Below are 16,957 nucleotides of genomic sequence, written 5' to 3' on the forward strand. Positions count from 1 at the left end.
GAGAGAGACGAACAGGATTGCCTCGCGCGGGCCGAGATCGATATCGGATTCGAGCTGTTCTAAGAGAAATCCGATTACAACGGTGATTACGATTGAAGCGAGAAACACCAATGTGTCTTCCCCATACATGAGACTCACCGCAAGTGGGAGGAGCATGGCCGCGGCAAGATATTTTACAACAGTGCCTGTCAGCGCAACACTTTGACGCCAGTTGACGCGTAACCGCATCTGCCTCACCAGTGATGTGCAGCGTACAAAAGCGTGTTTCTTGGCGGGTACCAAGTCCAGAATCAATCGACTGTGATGAAACGGTACAAGTAGTCCTGAGGATCACACTTGTTCGGAGAGAATAGCTTTGAATTGATTCCTCGTCTTGGTTTTCAGATGTAAAGATGGAATAGCTAGACCAAGACAGTTTGGTCCTATCGGTACAGATTGAATCGCTGGAATATCGCTCCTAACAGTACCGCAATCGGGATGATTTCGAGTCTCCCAACCCACATGTTGATTATCAGCATTACTTTGGCAGGTTTCGGCATCGTTGGTCCGGTAACGCCAGCAGAAAGTCCGACGTTGCTCTGTGCACTCATCACATCGAAGATGACGTACTCCAGCGGTGTCGCCGAGGGAAGAACTCGAAGCAGGAAGGCAACTCCAATTGCGAGGAACATCAGCCAGAGGATGAATACGACCGTGGCTTCGGTGTACTCGCGCTGCGCTTGCGCTTCGCTGAGTTTGCGGTCGCCGATCTGAAGGTACCGAATCGCACTCTGTGGTTGGAACACATCGCGGATCTGCCACGCAGTTCCCTTGATGAGCGTGATGACGCGGATGAGTTTCAACCCACTCACCGTCGACCCGGCCGCTGCGCCGGTGAGCATCCCGATACAGGTTAGCAGTGTCGCGCCGGCACTCCAGACCGGTTCGCCTGCACCGTTCCCGATTGTGGCAGTACCGAAGCCAGTGTTCGAGGTGGCGGAAACGAACTGGAAGAGGCTGATTCTGAAGGTTTCTTCCAGTGTCGCATATTGTCCGTTCGCGAAGTGAATCGCCGTTAGCGCGAGTGAGCCGATAGTGAACCAGATGAATACCCACCGGGTCTGGAGATCAGTATAGAAATTGTGAAGCTCGCCTTTGAAGATCAGGTAATGGATTGGGAACGCGATACTCCCTGCAACCATTACGGGGACGACCGCATACTCGATTAGCGGGCTATTATAGTATCCAATCGAGCTACCCCAGACCGAGAATCCGCCTGTTGCGATACCGGTCATCGCGTGGTTGAGCGCTCCCCACGGCTCCATTCCGACCAGTAGAAACAATACAATCGATCCGACCGTGAGACCGACGAAGATTTTCCAGATCTCTTGGACTGTCGTCACGATACTCGGATGGATCTTCTCCGAGCGCGCTTCGCTCTCGTACAGCGTGTACGACCCACTACTGCCGCCACCACGAGCGAGGATAGCGACTGTTAGCACGATGACTCCCACACCACCGATCCACTCAGTGAACGACCGCCACCAGTGCAGCGACCGTGGCAGTTGCTGTTCGGTCGTCGCCATAGTGAGTCCCGTCCCTGTGAATCCGCTCATACTCTCGAACACGCCGTCTAGAGGCCGCAGGAACACTTCGGTCGTCGAGTCCATCGCCGGCGTGTTCATCCAGGCCGGGAACGGATCGATCTGGATCGTCCACGCGATAAGTAAGAACGGTAATCCTCCGAGGACACCGATTGCGGCCCAGCCAGTCGCTGCGGTAACCATCGCCTCGCGCTTTTCTGGCGGGTCAGCGCCACGAAACCACCAGACAAGTCCGGTTCCGATGCCGCCCATCACAATCGCAGAGACAAGGAAGGATGGAATGGCGAAGAACTCGGCGTTGATCGCAGCGACGGGGATAGAGACGACCATCATTAACGAGACGGCTTGGACAATCCGACCAACATCGTGTCCGACAGTCTCTGTATCGATTCGCAACATGATTTTCAAATACTGTGACAGTTGATTACGCCGTGTGGTCCTCGTAGTGGCCGAATAGATCTGTGAGTCTCGGGTCTGCTCCAGCTGCCGAGTACACTGTCAGCAGATCGTTGGCCTCAATGCGCGTCTCCCCTCTCGGTGTCTGCGGTTTGTCTTCGCCTTCCCTTTCAATGGCAACGATCAGGACATCATCAGAGAGGAGGTCCTCCTCACCCACTTCGGTCAAGGTTTTCCCAGCGATAGGAGCATCTTCCGTGACCGTAATCTCAAACACTTCTGCTTCCTCTCCGATCCGCATATAATCGACAATTGCTGGCCGTGCAACCGCTCGATAGAGGTGTCCTGCAATGAGTTGTTGAGGATTTTCGATTGTGTTGACTCCGATCTGCCGGAACAGCCCCATGTGCTCCGTGTCGTGGACGACCGAGGTGATCGATGGAATCTCGAACTCCTTCGCGAGCAGACAGACCATGACGTTCGTCGCATCTTGGTCGGTCGTCGAGATGATGCCGTCTGCCTGTTCAGCGCCGGCATCTGCCAGCGTCTCCTTCGTGGTTGCGTCCGCGTTGAGTACCAAACAGTCGTATGTGCTGGCAATCTCATCGGCACGCTGTTTGTTCTTCTCGATTACGACGATCTCGTTTCCGTTCCGAGTTGCGATGTCGATCAACGGCGTTCCAATGTCGCCTGCGCCAACAATGATAATGTACATCTGTGTGTTATTTGATTGTATATTCGGTCTAATCGAAACTATCCGTCCTCGTTGTCTGGGAGTACCACGACCGGAATATCGCTGTTTTCGACGAGCTTGTGCGTTACGTCGCCGGTCAACAGTTTCTCCCAGCGACTTGCTCCGCGCGGAGTGAACACAATCCCGGTCGCGTTGTTCTCGTGAGCTGCCTCAATGACCGAGCCAGCGATATCTCTCCCGTACCGAAGATCCGACTCAACCGAGATCCCGGTCTCTTTCAATGCAGTTTCAACGACACGGAAGATCTCCGCGGCGTTCTGTTTGCGGTGCTCGGGAGACGCTTTATCAACTGTTCCGGGATTCCGCTCAATGACGTGGACAGCAATCACAGCACAATCCATCCCCTCAACCTGCGAGGCGAGCGCAGCAGCAGTTGCCGCCGCATCCTTGCGGTTAGCAACTGGGACGACAATTCGCTGAAGCAGTGACTGATCCATCTCAGCCACCCCCGTTCTCGCCGTGGAGTCTTCCGAGATAATGCCACCGGTACTTGCCGTCCTCGTTGCCGGGTCGATCTTCCCATTTTACCCTGTATGCAAAGGGGCCGCGTGCTTCGCCCGTTGCGTCCGGGCGTCTCACGACGACGATGGTGTACGCTCCGTGGTCTTCTATACGAACGAGTTCCTCTCCCTCCCGCGACTCGATCTCGTCGGTCAGCGGTGGCTGCTCTCGCAGGAGTGCCTGCGCGTAATGGATGATCTCCCTGAGTTGATTGTCACTGCTCTCTTCGAGTGCAGTGGCAACCGTTTCGGGAACCTTGTCCGAGGGTTCAGGATTTGCTGGGGTCATGGTTTGAGTTGTGTCGTTTCGTCGGGAATCCACGCAGCTGCGATGCCTAACGCGGTGGTTTTCGGACGAGATTGTTGCTGTCGTCGAATCTACCTACAGAACCATCCATTTGCCTGTACACATAAGTATTTCGAGTTAATTTCGGTCAGCGAAAATAATGTGGCATAATTTTTATCTGGGGCGAAGTATACTGCTAACTCGAATGCAGACACGAAAGAGCCAATATGTCCCCAAATCGTAGTCCCGGTATGGGCAATCGGATCGACGAAATTGATAAGCGAATCCTCTATTATTTCGCACTCGATGCGAAAAATACAGAGACATCAGATATCGCCGAAGAGGTAGAGGTGACACCGGCAACGATCCGAAATCGAATCGAAAAGCTCGAAGAGAGAGGGATCTTGCAGGGTTATCCCGCCGAGATTGATTACAAGGCGATTGACGGATACGTCACCTATCACTTCCGCTGTAGCGCCCCCATTCCGGACCGACCGCGACTCGCCCAGTCCGCCTTGGAAATCTCCGGTGTCATCGAAGCACGGGAGTTGATGTCTGGCTCTGGAAATGTGGTGATAACAGTAGTCGGCTCGGATACGGAGGATATCAACCAGATCGCAAGCGAACTTGCCGATCTCGGATTGGAGATTGAAGAAGAAGATGTGATCGAGGATGAGTATCACACGCCGTACAATCCGTTTGGGCCAGAAGACGTTCCAACGGGACCGTCACTGACAGACTTCATGAGTCTCGCTGGGGATGCGGAAGTTGTCCAGTTTACTGTCTCTGAGGGTGCCAAGATTGCGGGTAAAACCATCGAAGAGGCCGTCGAAGGCGGGCTACTGACTGACGAAGTCCTCGTCATCAGTATCGAACGAGAAGGAGACATGCTCACGCCCAAAGGCGAAACCGCTATTCAGACTGGAGATGTTGTCTCGTTGTTTTCAAAAGGCCCACTGGAAAAGAAGTCACTGGAAGTCTTTGGGACACAGTGAGCGTGCGAGCGGACATGACCGAGGGAAATAAGTATGAAATGTGAACGATGTGGCGCGGATGAATCCGTCAAGCGGCACGACGTTGACGGTTTCACCGGCCGGCTCTGTGAAGACTGTCTGGAGGTTTGGGAGGACATTGACTCGGGGTCCTCTGAGTGAACTATCCGATAAGAGATGTCAACAGATATTCCACCGAGATCGAGGCTCGCTCGATTGGCGGATATCCTAGAGCGTTGGTTCCGCCGGGGTGCCATCTGGGGTACTTGGGGGATGCTCATCAGCGCCGTTACGTTCTTGGGGTATATTGTGATTGGCGGTGTTCTGACCCTCGTCGAGAGTCGATGGGCACCAGAAAAGTTCCTCTCGATGACGGACGACCCGGAATTTGTGCTGATAGGCACGCTCGTGTCCCTGTTTGTTGTTCAGACTACGGCGTCACTCATCCTGTACTATTTGCTCACGGGATTCGAAGATGAGCGGTCGCAGTTTGTTCTCTTGATGAGCTACATCGGGCTCGGGTTCGGTGGGGCTGCCCTGCGAGTGTTTCTCCCGTCATGTCTTGCGTTCCTGTCGAACTGGCTCTGAATTGAGAAGAGAACATTTTCAAAAAGCCCATTTCTTTTCGACTCGGTGTGCTTTCGGATTTGACCGTCTTTCCTCGGCATATTTTATCGGCTCGCTCCCTAGTCAGTTGAGATCCTCTCGCTCTGAAGAGCGAGGATTCCCGACAGCCGTTGGGATATTAATGTTCGCGGTTCATGTCCTGTTCTCGTGAGGCGAAACAACACCTACTACGGTCGAACAGGTGAACTGCTGGCTGTGCCAACCAGGTGTTATTCCTTATCACCGCCATCCGTGGGCCGACTCAGCCGGCGGGTCGCATCGAAGAGGTACTATACACACTCAACAGTCTGGTACTTGACGAACACGGAAATCCACGGTTCCTGCAAGAGATGATATTCGTCGACGAACTCGCAGATGAGACGGTATTTACGAGTTGCCCGCCGGCCGTTCCGCGGGCGGTAGCGGCGGTAAACGTACCGGTGACTCGCTGCCCGGGATGTCGGGCGACCTACCCACAGTACGAGGACGACGAGTTCCGGGAGACACGAGTGGAGCAACCACCCTCGTGAGTTGGTTGATCAGTAGGATAATCCGAGGGGATGTCGACCGGTGACCGACTTGCGCTATGTATCTTGCACGCCTCTTCTACCACTACTGGAAAGTGACAATAGTGTCAGCGGCCAGTTCGCATCGCTACTGAGTGGTTGTTCAGCGGCTTGAGTTGTGAAATAAAGGCACACATCAAAACCATCCTCCGAGGTTGTGGAGTTGCGAATGCCGGTCAAAACGTTCACGAGAAACCCAGTTATCAGGCTTTAGAACGCCGATCTACGCCGAAAAGCAACCGATTGAACTGTCCGTTAGCTGAAATTCGTGCGCAGGAACGAAAATTCAACCGAAAACGAGTTACTGCCGAGAGATATCCACTACTCGTCCCACGGTTTCCGCTCCTCGCCACACTTTGTACACACTTTGCTTGTGGTCTTCACCTCCCACTCGTGTTGGCAACTGTCCTCTCCCGATAAAGAATGATCAATGATAATTTCATCTTCTTTGACGACAAGAGTACTCCCACAGGAGCACTGGTGCTTTTCGTACCCCCAGTTGTCACTACGTTTCCGCCAATTATGGGCGTGGTTGCTGGGCGATTCTCCACGATCAATCACGTTGAAATCAATATTATCTTCCTGAAGTGAACGTCTATCAGCAACGTATTCCATTGTAAAGTTTCCAAGCAGGCCGAGCTCCTTTTTCCTCTCATACCGGTCCGCTTGTTCAATGTACACCCGGTCTTCTACTTTCAGCCCACAACGGATACAAAGATCAAATACGCCTCTTTTTATGATTTCATGTCGGCAGGCAGGATTAGGATCAATGGGTGTCCACCGATTATATTCACCCTCTTTCTCTGACCCACTATGTGATAGTTTACCTTGATCCCCATGATCCACAACAGGAGGGGCCGGATCACGGGGTGCGGCAAATGCATTAGTGCTACTCGTTCCGCTATCGAACGCATTAATCAAATCTGAAATCTGAAACACATCCTCCTGAAAATTGCGCTGATCTGCCCAGAAGACGCTGAGATCGTTGGTGAGGTAATCATGCGTAACCCCTCTAATATCCTTTTGATTGTTCTGATATTGGACTTCAATCGCCAGTCCCTGTCCGTATCTTTGATGCCTTGATCGGAATTGAACCAGTGCATCTGCGCGTCGTTGATCAACTTGAGTTGGGGTCTCGCTTACATCAATAGCCACTTCTGGTCTGATTTTCTCAGCTATATCGTTGAACTGATTTCTGAGTGCTGAGACAGCTAGTGATTTTAATTTCCGGTGTGTTTCTGATTCCCCGCCGCTGCATGTTCCAAAATTCGAAGTGTGATAAAAATGCCGAGCAGTACCATCCCGAAACGGACCCCGTGGACGAAGTTTTTCTCCGCAGGCTGGACACGCCACGTCAGTTCCATCAGGTACCTCTTCTGGAATAACACGGTCTCCAGATATTTCCCCAACGAAAGGCATGATAGCTATGAGTTAGAGGGTCTGGACAATTAATTTACCTCTCAAAGGACCTCATGGGTGGTATTGTCATCTGGAGACACCCCTTAATCTTTTATTTTCCCAGAAATTTATCATACGTTGATGGAAACTTATCTGGATGTGATTGCGGAGCGGACTCGATCTGTCTCACCAGGCCAACTACAGTTATCGCAAGACGAGGCTGAACACTGCGATCATTGGAATGATGATTCTCCGAGAGTCGCACTAGACCATCTAATCGCTGCATTTGGGCGACGTGGGCTCGGTACTGGAGAGATGGTTATGTTGCCAGTACACGAAGTAGATAGCCCAAAATTGACAAATGAGTTTATTGGGTATCGAAAGGACGAGTATGGTGAGGCGTTACATTACTTCAATGCAGACAATGGAATGAATGAGTTTATCGAACTAGAAAATGCTGAACGGTCTGGGTTGGCATATCGACTCCGGTTCTGGGACTGTCGTTTCAGTATCTCTGAGGGCACTTTTGAAGAAAAATTAATTGACGACCGACCGCCGTATGGATTTGACTCCATTGTTCCACAGCAACCACTTAGCGATGAAGAGTACAATCGCTATGTTGATGAAACATTAGAATTCGTGCGGAGAGAACTCGTTCACGAACACTCCAGAGAATTAGATAATATTCCTGAAGAGGATATTGAAATTGAGCAATCTATGGATGGAGAGATCGCGGCAGCTGATGTAACAGTTACTGACGGGCTCATCCGTTGTTCAGTCCATCTCCCTCTCCCAGACCCATCTGATCATCGTCGCCGAAATACGGTACAAGATGTATACGGAGTGTACGAGGGGAATACGGTCCTTTTAATACCCGATCAGGAACCACGTAGTGACGAGTATGTTGATGGGATAATCGAACAAATAAGTAAAGACAAGATCTATATCGACCCAGATTTTGGAGTTCGTGATCTTCACGATAGGTCATCAATTGACTTTGATGAATGTGCGGTCCACGTGGTTACAAAGGGAATTGCGGAACAGCGAGAATATAACGCGTTTAGCAACAGTGCGGAATCATATCGGGATTTGCTGAAGGGGAATCGTGAGGTGTCATTCACTTCACCGCTTGATGTGAAGTTTGAACAATTCTTAGAGCTAAATACGTATCAGGAACGGGCAGCTGAAGCAGCTTTAAGAACAGACGATGTCTTCTGTATTCACGGCCCTCCGGGTACTGGTAAGACCCGGACCCTAGTAAACATCATTGCACATGCGACCAAGCAAGGGGATACTGTGTTGGTCTGTGCTCACTCGAACCAAGCTGTTGATAACATCGTCGCTGGTGAAAGTACAGATTCAAAGATTGATCCCGCATCCCTCCATAATATTGTAGAGAGCATTGGAGATGATGACATCTCCTTGTTGCGAGTTGGGAGTTCAAGAAAGAATGTGAGTTCATTCGTCTCAAAGAACTATTTCAGACGGACCGAGTATATCTCAGACACAGACATCAGTCCCGATATTATTGCGTCAACAACCAACTCAGCGGCTGCAATAGACAATTATACCGACATTGATTTTGATTTGGTTGTGATTGACGAAGCAACACAAGCCTCTGGCCCTGCGACGGCTGTGCCTTTTGGGTGGGGGCATCGGATAGATGATGAGGGAGAATATCCGCAGCCGTATGGTCTTAGGACAGTCCTTGCGGGTGATCACAAACAACTCCCTCCGTTTGTATCTGATCCAGAAATGCGCGAAAAAGGAGTGCACACGTCGATGTTTGAACATCTTCTGAACGTCTATGGGACTGACATTTCACAAACTCTCCATCGCCAGTATCGGATGAATGAACAAATAGCGGAATTTGCTAGCAGAGAGTTCTATGAAGGAGAACTTGAACATGGAAGAGAAAACCGAGATTGGTCGATTGATGGCCTTGATCCCATACTGGGGATAGATGACTCTGGGAATGAGGAAGAGTCGGATTCTTCTTATTACAATCCAACAGAAGCTGAATATGTTCTCGTCCAAGTTCGCAAGTCGCTCCAACAGGGTGTTAATCCAGAAGATATCGGCATCATTACTGGCTATAGTGGTCAAAGGAAACATCTCCGAGACGAAATACGGAGAGAATTTGATCAAGATATTGCTAGTGCTATAGACGTTGAGACTATCGATAAGTTCCAAGGAGGTCAGCGTGAGGTGATTATCATTTCCTTTGTCAGGTCGAATCCAAGTCACAACTCTGGGTTTCTCGAACATCCAGTTGATGAAGGGCGTAAGCGCCTGAATGTAGCTCTCACTAGAGCGAAGAAGAGACTTGTTTTAATTGGTGACTGGAACACGCTGACGAATACTGCAGAGTTCAGAAAAGAGGAAGAGAGTTGTGCTGATACATTTCACCGACTTAAAGATTATCTTGAAGAAAAAGACGCTTTGGTGACAAACTCTCGGTAATGGGGTCCGTGAGTAATTTTGAGTGCATTGGGTGCCCGGAAGAGTGGTAATTGGTGTGTACAGTGAGAATGCTTACAGAATCACGGTTACTAAAAAACTAGGTCACGATCAGTCTTCGTTTTCATCTGTTTTTTCATCCACCTCTGGCTGTGAGGTTAGGTCATCATAGAGTTCATCTATTCGTTTCTCTTGGAACTATGTCGTCCGGAGATGGTTATTTCGAGGTTCGTAAACCTCTCCATCCACTTTTAATTCAGAAATACCCTCTTCAACCTTGTGCGCATCTGCCCCCTGTTCTTCGGCACGTTCAACAATAACATCCACTGGAGCGCCTTCGTCGTACTCGTTTTCGATAGTAGCAATCAGATTTGCTAGCCAGTCTTGGAAATCCAAGTCATCTACGTTGTTTCCGTCCGTCGCTGTTTCAATCATATCTGCGTCGAGTTCTCCCGTTTCAGGAACACCGACCTGTTTCAAATAAGTCTCTACAATTCCAATAGCCCTCTCAGCATCCCCTTCAGTGATACGATCAGACAGCCGCATCCGAGCACTTGCTTCAGATAGCCTTACGAGTGTATCAAGCACTTCTTCGGTGACCGGCGTCGGGAGATCTGAATCAGCACACTGCGACCGAGTTTCCACGTAGTATTCTTGAATGCTGGATTCTGCTTCCTCGGTCATTGTTGGATAACAATTCCGGCGTGCGTAAGCAATGTATTTCCGAAGTAGATCGGTCTCGATCTCTGATTCAATCTCGGAATTCAAGGTTTCTACTTCTTCTTCAGTATAGTTTGATACCTCTGACTGCTCAGCCTGTCTGTTTACCTCACCTGCCCGACTGGCTTTGAGAATATGGCTTGCTGCCTCCTCGTCATTTGATTTATTCGGGTTGTCAGAGATCAAGACCACCAAATCAAATGCACCTGTTACTTCCCCCGAGAGTGGAATCTGTTCAGCCAGAGGTTCAAAGTCATCGAATCGGCCATATACCGGGGTTGTCACCCCGAAGACGCTCGTTCTTGCGGGGAGTGAGACTGACTCTGTTGCTTTGCTGGCGTCGATTGATTGTTCACGTAACACTGTCTCTACGCTACTTTCTGCTTCTTTGCCAAGATCATCAAAGTCTGTAACAAAAGCGTGGCCTAGGTCTGCTTCGATCAGGGGGCCAGCCTCAATTTCCCATGGACTACCGCCACTACTGTTACTTGACGGATATGCTGTCGTTGTAAGGCCCGTACCAGACGTTTCAGCACCGGAGGCTTTCACTGCCCGTGGAGAAAGCTCAGCTGCACGCTCAATCATCTCTTTGATAGTTTGGTATGTGCCGCTATCAGCCACAAAGAGTGAGTGAATATTCCCTCGGGTTTGGCTTCCGTCTGGGAAGAATTTCGTCACTCCGCTGAATAGTTGGTGGGCAAGAATAGACTTCCCTGTCTCGTGGTTATGAACGGTCGGTGCGATTGAACCGATTATCTGTTCGTACAGATTGGATTGGTTCGAGAGTTCGACGATTTCTTTTTTCTCTGCGTCTGTAATCTGGACGTGGCCGTATTCGGTCTCCGTTTCATCAACAGTCAAGCCTTCCAAATACATTCCAAACCGTGAACTCCGGTTTCGTTCGCTTCCCTTTTGATCCAGTTTGACAATACCCGTCACTTCGACCCGGTCTCCGAGAGAAACAGTCCCGGTGATATCGTCTTCAATATGTACCTGAATCCGTTCCGGGTCCTGGTCTCGAAGTCCCCGAACGGGAGACTGAATCTCTAGTGTCTGTGCGTCAATGAACTCCGACTGATCGTAATTTATTCGGAAGGGACCTTGTCGCTCACACCCTTGACACTCATGCGGGTCTTGAAAGTCCTCCCCCTCTTGAGGAATCCGTGTAAGAGTTCCACAGCGCTGGCACTCGAACGCTGCGGTTGTAATCTTCGACTCAACCGCAGTTGCTTTTTTTACACTTCCTTGGACAGCAATCAGCTTTCCACGGTGGTCTGAGTTCAATTCGCCGATTTCAGTCGTCGCTGGAAGGTTTCTAACTCGAACATGGGCTTGCCCCAACGAGACATCCACCGGAAGATCATACAGCCGGAGAGCTTCCTCGGCGTACTGCCGGAGTTGGTCCGGCTTGTTGTGGAAATCCTGAGATAGGTCCGAATCGAACCGGTACAAATCCTGCCAGTCGATGTACAGTGATTTCTGCTCGTCGGGGTATTTCTGTGCAAGTTCGGCAATTTCGTTACGGTAGTAACTTCTGTAGAACTCCTCAAAAGAATCGATTAATTGGGTGTCGTCCGCTCGTGGCATACCCTCGATTATGCCCCACCAGCAAATAAGGGATGACCATGAAGTGAAAGTAGAATTGGACAATCTCTGTCAGATTACGATCCGCCCAATGCTTTTTGAATACCATACCAATAGTTGGTGGCATGAATATTCTATGTGTGAGTGATCTTCACTTGGATATGCAATTGCACGATCTCATAGATGAAATCGAGCGGAGAGAGCCGTCATTGATTTTGCTAGCGGGTGATATCCTCTCAGACACAAAAGGTGATGACGGAAAAATAAATCAGTTTGCCTCCCTCTTGGAGTACCTACGGGCCAACGAAATATACTGTTGCATGATAAGCGGAAATCATGACAACGAACTCAACATGGAAGATGTGGAGTTTGCTGACTGTCTCTACGCTGAGTTGGAGTATGATGATATAGTAAATGAGTTAACATACGGAGCATTTACTGAGGAAATCTCAGGACAGGAAGTGATATTCACGGGAGATCGAATCTTATCCCCCCATGAGACTACGGGGCTTTCCGACGAGGTTTTACGGGACTCAGTAAGAATCGCAGGGGTTCCGTTTGAATTCACTCATAGACTCGGTAAAGCACGGCAATTAGGCGATGTTTTTGACTCGAAATACGACATTGTCTTAGCTCATGCAAACTCTCGAAGGAGAGCTTGGTTGTTTGATATCGATACACAGTTTATCGTATCTGGACACTTCGGAACAAACGCATTTGAGCTAGATGGTTCAATGTTTGTATCCATTGATAGGGGAAATATAGTAACAATTCAACCAAAAGTAAATTCACTTAGATATAACTCTGAAAGAGGGTCAACGAAACTCCGTTTCAGGAATACCGCTAATACTGATACGAAAATTGATCTTGACCAGACTCAGGATAGGGGTGATTGTGATATTATACAAGATGAGACAGACCTTTACCGAAGTAAACGTTCACAGGAAGTAATTTCAATTGAAGAAACAATTGAGTACGAATCTGATGAGAATGGCTCAGTGAGAAGGGAAGACAGACTCAAAAAAGTAGTCCAAGCTAAGAGAATGATTGAGTCAGAAGAGCACATAGATAGAAGATCCGTAGCTGAAGAACTATTGGAGGAAGGTGTATCAAGGACACAGGTGAAGGAATGCATAGGAAGGTATGAATTTCTCTAGCACCACTGAACACCCGATTTGAACAATTTTTATGTCTATCCGGATCAACCCTAACTCCGGATTCTTTATCCACTATTTCAATACTATTTAGCAGATTATCTGGGAGTAGCACTGTAATTGGTCTTGTGTCGGTCGTAACCGGGTGGTGAGAGGCTACTCAAAGTTTGTATCAGGTCCGATATTGATCCGAATACAGCGTTCTAACATAATAATTTAGACAAATGCCGTTAGGATTCTTGCAGGTCAAAGTTCTCCGGATCAAACCCATGCATATTTTCTGTCATTCGTGACCAGACCAGAGCGGTCTCGTTGCGAATGCTCCCTCTCATGTGCATGGGAGTCGAGTTTGAGGACGATCTACCGGGCAGAAATCGTGAAAATAGCTTCGAGAAATGAATCAAATATTCATCAGGTCGCGGATCTTTCCAAAGATTCACTCTCAGACGGCATTCGGCGTAACCTGCGTCTATTCAAGTTCAAATACTATTAACCTAAGATCACAAATCCCACCCAAATAGGGATGTTCTGGTTCATAGACTGCTAACTATTCGATAGAGAATAAGAAATAAGTATTTCGCACCTGTCCGATAGAGCATGGGCAAAAAAGCTCAGATTTCGAGTGTGTTGCGGAATACCAATAAGCCAGCTCTTTCAGCGCAAGACCTTGCTAATGAACTAGATGTGTCAGTCAATACAATCAATAACCACGTTTCCGAGATGGTCGAAAATGGGCGTATTGAGACGGCACAGATCGGAAATGCAGCAGCGTACTACATACCGTTTGATGATCTCCCACCCCACAAAAAACCAGAACATACCTGTCACAAGTGCGGCCACACAACCGATGGTTATGATTTTGCGAAGGTTGAGTACGATACTTACTTTGAAGACGGGAGTACAGAGGAATCGATAGCGGACTTCTACATTCTCTGTCGGCCCTGCTATTCCGATTTCGTTTCTTGGGCATATGGTGATATAGGTAGTATGCAGGAATATCCCCGTGTCCATTCTTATGACATTTCTGAAAAACAACTATTCGAGCTTCGGGACGACCCCGATGTGCCTACCACGCCCGATTTAGCTTCATTGGATGATGATAGGCGAGAGGTCTATGATCTGATCGCAGAGTTAGGTGGTGATGAGGGAATCACCCTGAGAGAAATCCAATCAAGAGCTGATGAACACCAGGAGATTTTTGTCCCAAAGAAATCCACACTACGGAAACTATCGGAGCAAGGATATCTTTATAAAACGTTAGGCGGTGTGTCGATGAAATACATCGCTGCGAAGTGAGTTAGAGCAAATTTCCCAGAACATATGATTTTGTACGCTATCGGAAATAAAACAGATCGTCCCGAGAAGCTCTTGTGATAACAATGTCCTGCACATTTCCTGTCGTTCGCAACTAAAACGGAACGGTCATCCAAACAGCATACCGCAGACTCCGCTTTGACTAGAAACTACTTAGTGAACTCGCCCTACCTACTCAATCGCTGACGCCGCTTCCTTGGGAAAAGGTAGGCTAGCGCCTGCGATCAGCTAAATTCTATAACTGCCAGACGTTTTCTCAAGTTTAGGCTCGTCTTCAACTGATCCCACCTCCACATCCACATCATCCCAAGTAAGGAGAATGTTTTCTAATTCGTTACCACAGCTGTCATGCGTGGTGTTTTCGATGACCAGAAGTATTTCAGGAACCGTGAGCGTCCATTCGCTACCGCAGTGTGTACAATTGATTGTGGTCTCGATCCGTGGACCGGTCCTGGTAAGATATTCCGTTGGTATTTTTCCGCCGCCCGAGTAGTACTTCGACACTTTGCTACTGATTCTCTTCTTAATCTGTTCAATTACAATAAGACCCCGGCTGAGGGTATTCAGTAATTTCCTGCTCATACATATCTGTTTATTCACATAGTTACTTATATAAGCGGATTCTCTGTAGACCCGTTGATGTTTGAGTACACAGTCCACCTGACTGTGTATTTCTCAGCGAGGTTTGCACGAACATCTAAAAAATATTTAATGATCCTCATTATTTTAGCATAACCGGCAGTCCTCTCTTGACCCGAAAGCGACCACAGAGTGACAGGAATAAGATGTTGTGAATTCAAAGAAACGATATGGACAACCTGACTGAAGAACGGAAAAATGCAATACTCGCAGCCGCGGTTCGAACCGCCGAAGAAGTAACAGAAGAATCAATTGAACGACCAGTCATTGAACTTCTCCGAGAGCATCTCAGCGAACCAGAACAGGCTCGGATTCTTGATCTCTACGATGATGGTGTTGTTGCAGAGCAGACAGCTCGTCAGCTTCTCGGAGATGAGAAGTTCACAGACGCAGTTGAGAAGAAGCGAGGGACAGAGGCGATGCTGTCAGGGGATTCGAGTCGTTTTATTATGAGATAGGTAGTTGCTCGCCGCTTTTCGCCTCCAAGTTAGGACCAGCCGGGCAGCAACGTGACGCACACAAATCCGCGTGCCGTCGGCCCAGTCTGAACTGACTGCTACTTCAAGCGTTGAAAGTTTATAGTGTTCTGATTATTACATCGAAGATATGCCGTTCAGAGGGAAAGTCAATGAAAAAGTGGTTGTGCCAGCTGAAGTCGACAATGGAACGGGCGTAGAGTGCCCTGAGTGTGGCGGAACAATGTTTCCGAGGGAGGGCAATGAAATAGCCCGACATTTCTATCATCGGGACTCTGAAATTGACTGTTCGAGTAAGGGCGAATCAGATATACATTACAAGTGCAAGGCGCTAGCCGTCGAAGCACTCCAGAAAAAGTGGGGCGATGAAATCGTTCGCTGTGGTGCAGAAATCCCGATTGAGGTTACATTCTCTGAAACTGATGCAAATAGGCGAATCGCAGATGCGTTGATCGAATTCGAGGCACGAAATGAATTCTTCGGTAGCGGGTTAGTCATTGAAGTCCAGCACAAAAACCAAGAGAAGGATATTCGAAAGACTACTTCAGATTACATCCAAGCGGATTATTCAGTTGTCTGGCTCTCACCATCCGATTTTGGAGATGAAATCCTTCGCTATGAAACCATTGAGGAGCGATTTGCACTGACAAGACACCAAGGTCTTCGAGGGTTTCCTGAAGTTGGCTACAGCGTTCGTTATCGGCCACCGGACAGTTTCGGAGATGACCTGATGCCAGATTCACTTGAGCAATATCAAAGGTATCCAAATCCTCGGACAGACGTTTCAGAGCGACGATGGAGCTTTATGAAAGACCCCTACAGGTGAATGTAGATTAATCCTGGAGACATAGAAGATAGTCATCAACTGACTGATTTTCAAGCTATGAAGTATTTACAAGAAGAGCGATAATTAGCGCAATATGGCAAATAGAAACACCGATCAACAGAACGACTGTGAACACCCCCAACCGCTGTTTGATTTCCTCATGTCCCTACCGACGGATCGACAGTTAGATAGGAGTATTGTCATTGATTGGCAGACTTACAGCGACGAGGCTGAGAAGGGGGACGATATCAGAGATCATCCCGAGATTTGGGGAGAAATGCAGATACCCGAGGAATTAGAAAATTTGAACGAGTCAGACACGGTAGCTGTACGGCAATTTGATGGGAGATTAAATCTTAATGCAATAGCGATCGGACTCGGCACAGAGAAAGTCAGGTATGATCCAGAGTCTTTCCCGGCATTAACATATACTGTGAACACATCAGGTGCGACAGTATTTGTGTGGTGGTACGATGTGATTGTTTCGGTGGGTGAAAGCGAAGAACACTGTACTTCGGCAATAGAATCAGCCTGTCAGCGATTGGAAAATCTGGGACTAACTGATGAAGTGACGTTCGAAGATGCGATTCGCATTATGCAGGGGCCAGATTTCTTTTTTGATTGAGATCACAATGATCGTGTAACGGCCACTTTTAGAATACCACACAAGGGCTATCGACAAACAGTATACCTAACTAATTCA

General features: G+C 48.6%; 16 protein-coding genes and 2 pseudogenes. 9 read left to right on the forward strand and 9 right to left on the reverse strand.

Annotation, left to right across the window (positions count from 1 at the left end; genetic code table 11):
- The 5 genes and pseudogenes from V8P86_RS18145 to V8P86_RS18165 form a co-directional block, all read right to left on the reverse strand.
- Positions 1-228: pseudogene (locus V8P86_RS18145) on the reverse strand (TrkH family potassium uptake protein); the annotation flags it as partial.
- Positions 229-422: 194 nt separating this feature from the next.
- A complete protein-coding gene (locus V8P86_RS18150; protein WP_336328704.1) occupies positions 423-1,982 on the reverse strand; it encodes a TrkH family potassium uptake protein in 1,560 nt (519 codons plus the stop codon).
- Between the two features lie 25 nt (positions 1,983-2,007).
- The gene (locus V8P86_RS18155) at positions 2,008-2,694 is read right to left on the reverse strand and encodes a potassium channel family protein (protein ID WP_336328705.1); all 687 of its coding nucleotides are present in this window, start codon (positions 2,692-2,694) and stop codon (positions 2,008-2,010) included.
- A gap of 38 nt (positions 2,695-2,732) precedes the next feature.
- Complete coding sequence (locus tag V8P86_RS18160) at positions 2,733-3,170, reverse strand: universal stress protein (protein ID WP_336328706.1); 438 nt, start codon at positions 3,168-3,170, stop codon at positions 2,733-2,735.
- 1 nt (position 3,171) lies between these two features.
- Positions 3,172-3,522 carry a hypothetical protein gene (locus V8P86_RS18165; protein ID WP_336328707.1) on the reverse strand — a complete coding sequence of 117 codons (351 nt, stop codon included), beginning with the start codon at positions 3,520-3,522 and terminating at the stop codon, positions 3,172-3,174.
- Positions 3,523-3,770: 248 nt separating this feature from the next.
- Between V8P86_RS18165 and V8P86_RS18170 the strand changes: the two genes are divergently transcribed.
- Both V8P86_RS18170 and V8P86_RS18175 read left to right on the forward strand, forming a co-directional pair.
- A complete protein-coding gene (locus V8P86_RS18170; RefSeq protein WP_336328708.1) occupies positions 3,771-4,514 on the forward strand; it encodes a TrkA C-terminal domain-containing protein in 744 nt (247 codons plus the stop codon).
- 213 nt (positions 4,515-4,727) lie between these two features.
- Positions 4,728-5,099 carry a hypothetical protein gene (locus tag V8P86_RS18175; RefSeq protein ID WP_336328709.1) on the forward strand — a complete coding sequence of 124 codons (372 nt, stop codon included), beginning with the start codon at positions 4,728-4,730 and terminating at the stop codon, positions 5,097-5,099.
- Positions 5,100-5,256: 157 nt separating this feature from the next.
- Here the strand turns inward: V8P86_RS18175 and V8P86_RS19010 are convergent.
- Positions 5,257-5,380: pseudogene (locus V8P86_RS19010) on the reverse strand (transposase); the annotation flags it as partial.
- Positions 5,381-5,467: 87 nt separating this feature from the next.
- Here V8P86_RS19010 and V8P86_RS19015 point away from each other — a divergent pair.
- Positions 5,468-5,647 carry a hypothetical protein gene (locus V8P86_RS19015; RefSeq protein ID WP_442909430.1) on the forward strand — a complete coding sequence of 60 codons (180 nt, stop codon included), beginning with the start codon at positions 5,468-5,470 and terminating at the stop codon, positions 5,645-5,647.
- Between the two features lie 357 nt (positions 5,648-6,004).
- On the opposite strand, the gene V8P86_RS18185 is transcribed toward V8P86_RS19015, so the two are convergent.
- The gene (locus tag V8P86_RS18185) at positions 6,005-7,102 is read right to left on the reverse strand and encodes a competence protein CoiA family protein (protein WP_336328711.1); all 1,098 of its coding nucleotides are present in this window, start codon (positions 7,100-7,102) and stop codon (positions 6,005-6,007) included.
- A gap of 120 nt (positions 7,103-7,222) precedes the next feature.
- On the opposite strand from V8P86_RS18185, the gene V8P86_RS18190 reads away from it, so the two are divergent.
- Positions 7,223-9,544: an AAA domain-containing protein gene (locus tag V8P86_RS18190; protein ID WP_336328712.1), complete on the forward strand. Its 2,322-nt coding sequence runs from the start codon at positions 7,223-7,225 to the stop codon at positions 9,542-9,544.
- A 195-nt stretch (positions 9,545-9,739) separates the two neighbouring features.
- Here V8P86_RS18190 and V8P86_RS18195 read toward each other — a convergent pair whose 3' ends face one another.
- A complete protein-coding gene (locus V8P86_RS18195; protein WP_336328713.1) occupies positions 9,740-11,848 on the reverse strand; it encodes a minichromosome maintenance protein MCM in 2,109 nt (702 codons plus the stop codon).
- A gap of 122 nt (positions 11,849-11,970) precedes the next feature.
- Here V8P86_RS18195 and V8P86_RS18200 point away from each other — a divergent pair, with 122 nt between their 5' ends.
- Positions 11,971-13,002 carry a metallophosphoesterase family protein gene (locus V8P86_RS18200; protein WP_336328714.1) on the forward strand — a complete coding sequence of 344 codons (1,032 nt, stop codon included), beginning with the start codon at positions 11,971-11,973 and terminating at the stop codon, positions 13,000-13,002.
- Between the two features lie 594 nt (positions 13,003-13,596).
- Positions 13,597-14,295, forward strand: coding sequence for a winged helix-turn-helix transcriptional regulator (locus V8P86_RS18205; RefSeq protein WP_336328715.1), 699 nt, complete (start codon positions 13,597-13,599; stop codon positions 14,293-14,295).
- Positions 14,296-14,541: 246 nt separating this feature from the next.
- Here the strand turns inward: V8P86_RS18205 and V8P86_RS18210 are convergent, their stop codons facing one another.
- Positions 14,542-14,895, reverse strand: coding sequence for a hypothetical protein (locus V8P86_RS18210; protein WP_336328716.1), 354 nt, complete (start codon positions 14,893-14,895; stop codon positions 14,542-14,544).
- A 227-nt stretch (positions 14,896-15,122) separates the two neighbouring features.
- Between V8P86_RS18210 and V8P86_RS18215 the strand changes: the two genes are divergently transcribed.
- The 3 genes from V8P86_RS18215 (at position 15,123) to V8P86_RS18225 (ending at position 16,879) form a co-directional block, all read left to right on the forward strand.
- Positions 15,123-15,410, forward strand: a complete 288-nt coding sequence (locus tag V8P86_RS18215; protein WP_336328717.1) for a hypothetical protein — start codon at positions 15,123-15,125, stop codon at positions 15,408-15,410.
- A gap of 148 nt (positions 15,411-15,558) precedes the next feature.
- Positions 15,559-16,254 (forward strand): competence protein CoiA family protein, encoded by a 696-nt coding sequence (locus V8P86_RS18220; RefSeq protein ID WP_336328718.1) that lies wholly within the window; start codon positions 15,559-15,561, stop codon positions 16,252-16,254.
- 94 nt (positions 16,255-16,348) lie between these two features.
- Positions 16,349-16,879, forward strand: coding sequence for a TATA-box-binding protein (locus V8P86_RS18225; protein ID WP_336328719.1), 531 nt, complete (start codon positions 16,349-16,351; stop codon positions 16,877-16,879).
- The last annotated feature ends 78 nt before the right edge of the window (positions 16,880-16,957 follow it).

The organism is Halovenus anhuiensis, assembly GCF_037080055.1.
Classification (GTDB): Archaea; Halobacteriota; Halobacteria; order Halobacteriales; family Haloarculaceae; genus Halovenus.

Coding starts and splice junctions, on each gene's coding strand:
- V8P86_RS18160 (WP_336328706.1), bottom strand. CDS start 3,170: ATGGATCAGTCACTGCTTCAGCGAATTGTCGTCCCAGTTGCTAACCGC.
- V8P86_RS18165 (WP_336328707.1), bottom strand. CDS start 3,522: ATGACCCCAGCAAATCCTGAACCCTCGGACAAGGTTCCCGAAACGGTT.
- V8P86_RS18195 (WP_336328713.1), bottom strand. CDS start 11,848: ATGCCACGAGCGGACGACACCCAATTAATCGATTCTTTTGAGGAGTTC.
- V8P86_RS18155 (WP_336328705.1), bottom strand. CDS start 2,694: ATGTACATTATCATTGTTGGCGCAGGCGACATTGGAACGCCGTTGATC.
- V8P86_RS18150 (WP_336328704.1), bottom strand. CDS start 1,982: ATGTTGCGAATCGATACAGAGACTGTCGGACACGATGTTGGTCGGATT.
- V8P86_RS19015 (WP_442909430.1), top strand. CDS start 5,468: ATGATATTCGTCGACGAACTCGCAGATGAGACGGTATTTACGAGTTGC.
- V8P86_RS18185 (WP_336328711.1), bottom strand. CDS start 7,102: ATGCCTTTCGTTGGGGAAATATCTGGAGACCGTGTTATTCCAGAAGAG.
- V8P86_RS18215 (WP_336328717.1), top strand. CDS start 15,123: ATGGACAACCTGACTGAAGAACGGAAAAATGCAATACTCGCAGCCGCG.
- V8P86_RS18200 (WP_336328714.1), top strand. CDS start 11,971: ATGAATATTCTATGTGTGAGTGATCTTCACTTGGATATGCAATTGCAC.
- V8P86_RS18220 (WP_336328718.1), top strand. CDS start 15,559: ATGCCGTTCAGAGGGAAAGTCAATGAAAAAGTGGTTGTGCCAGCTGAA.
- V8P86_RS18225 (WP_336328719.1), top strand. CDS start 16,349: ATGGCAAATAGAAACACCGATCAACAGAACGACTGTGAACACCCCCAA.
- V8P86_RS18170 (WP_336328708.1), top strand. CDS start 3,771: ATGGGCAATCGGATCGACGAAATTGATAAGCGAATCCTCTATTATTTC.
- V8P86_RS18210 (WP_336328716.1), bottom strand. CDS start 14,895: ATGAGCAGGAAATTACTGAATACCCTCAGCCGGGGTCTTATTGTAATT.
- V8P86_RS18190 (WP_336328712.1), top strand. CDS start 7,223: ATGGAAACTTATCTGGATGTGATTGCGGAGCGGACTCGATCTGTCTCA.
- V8P86_RS18205 (WP_336328715.1), top strand. CDS start 13,597: ATGGGCAAAAAAGCTCAGATTTCGAGTGTGTTGCGGAATACCAATAAG.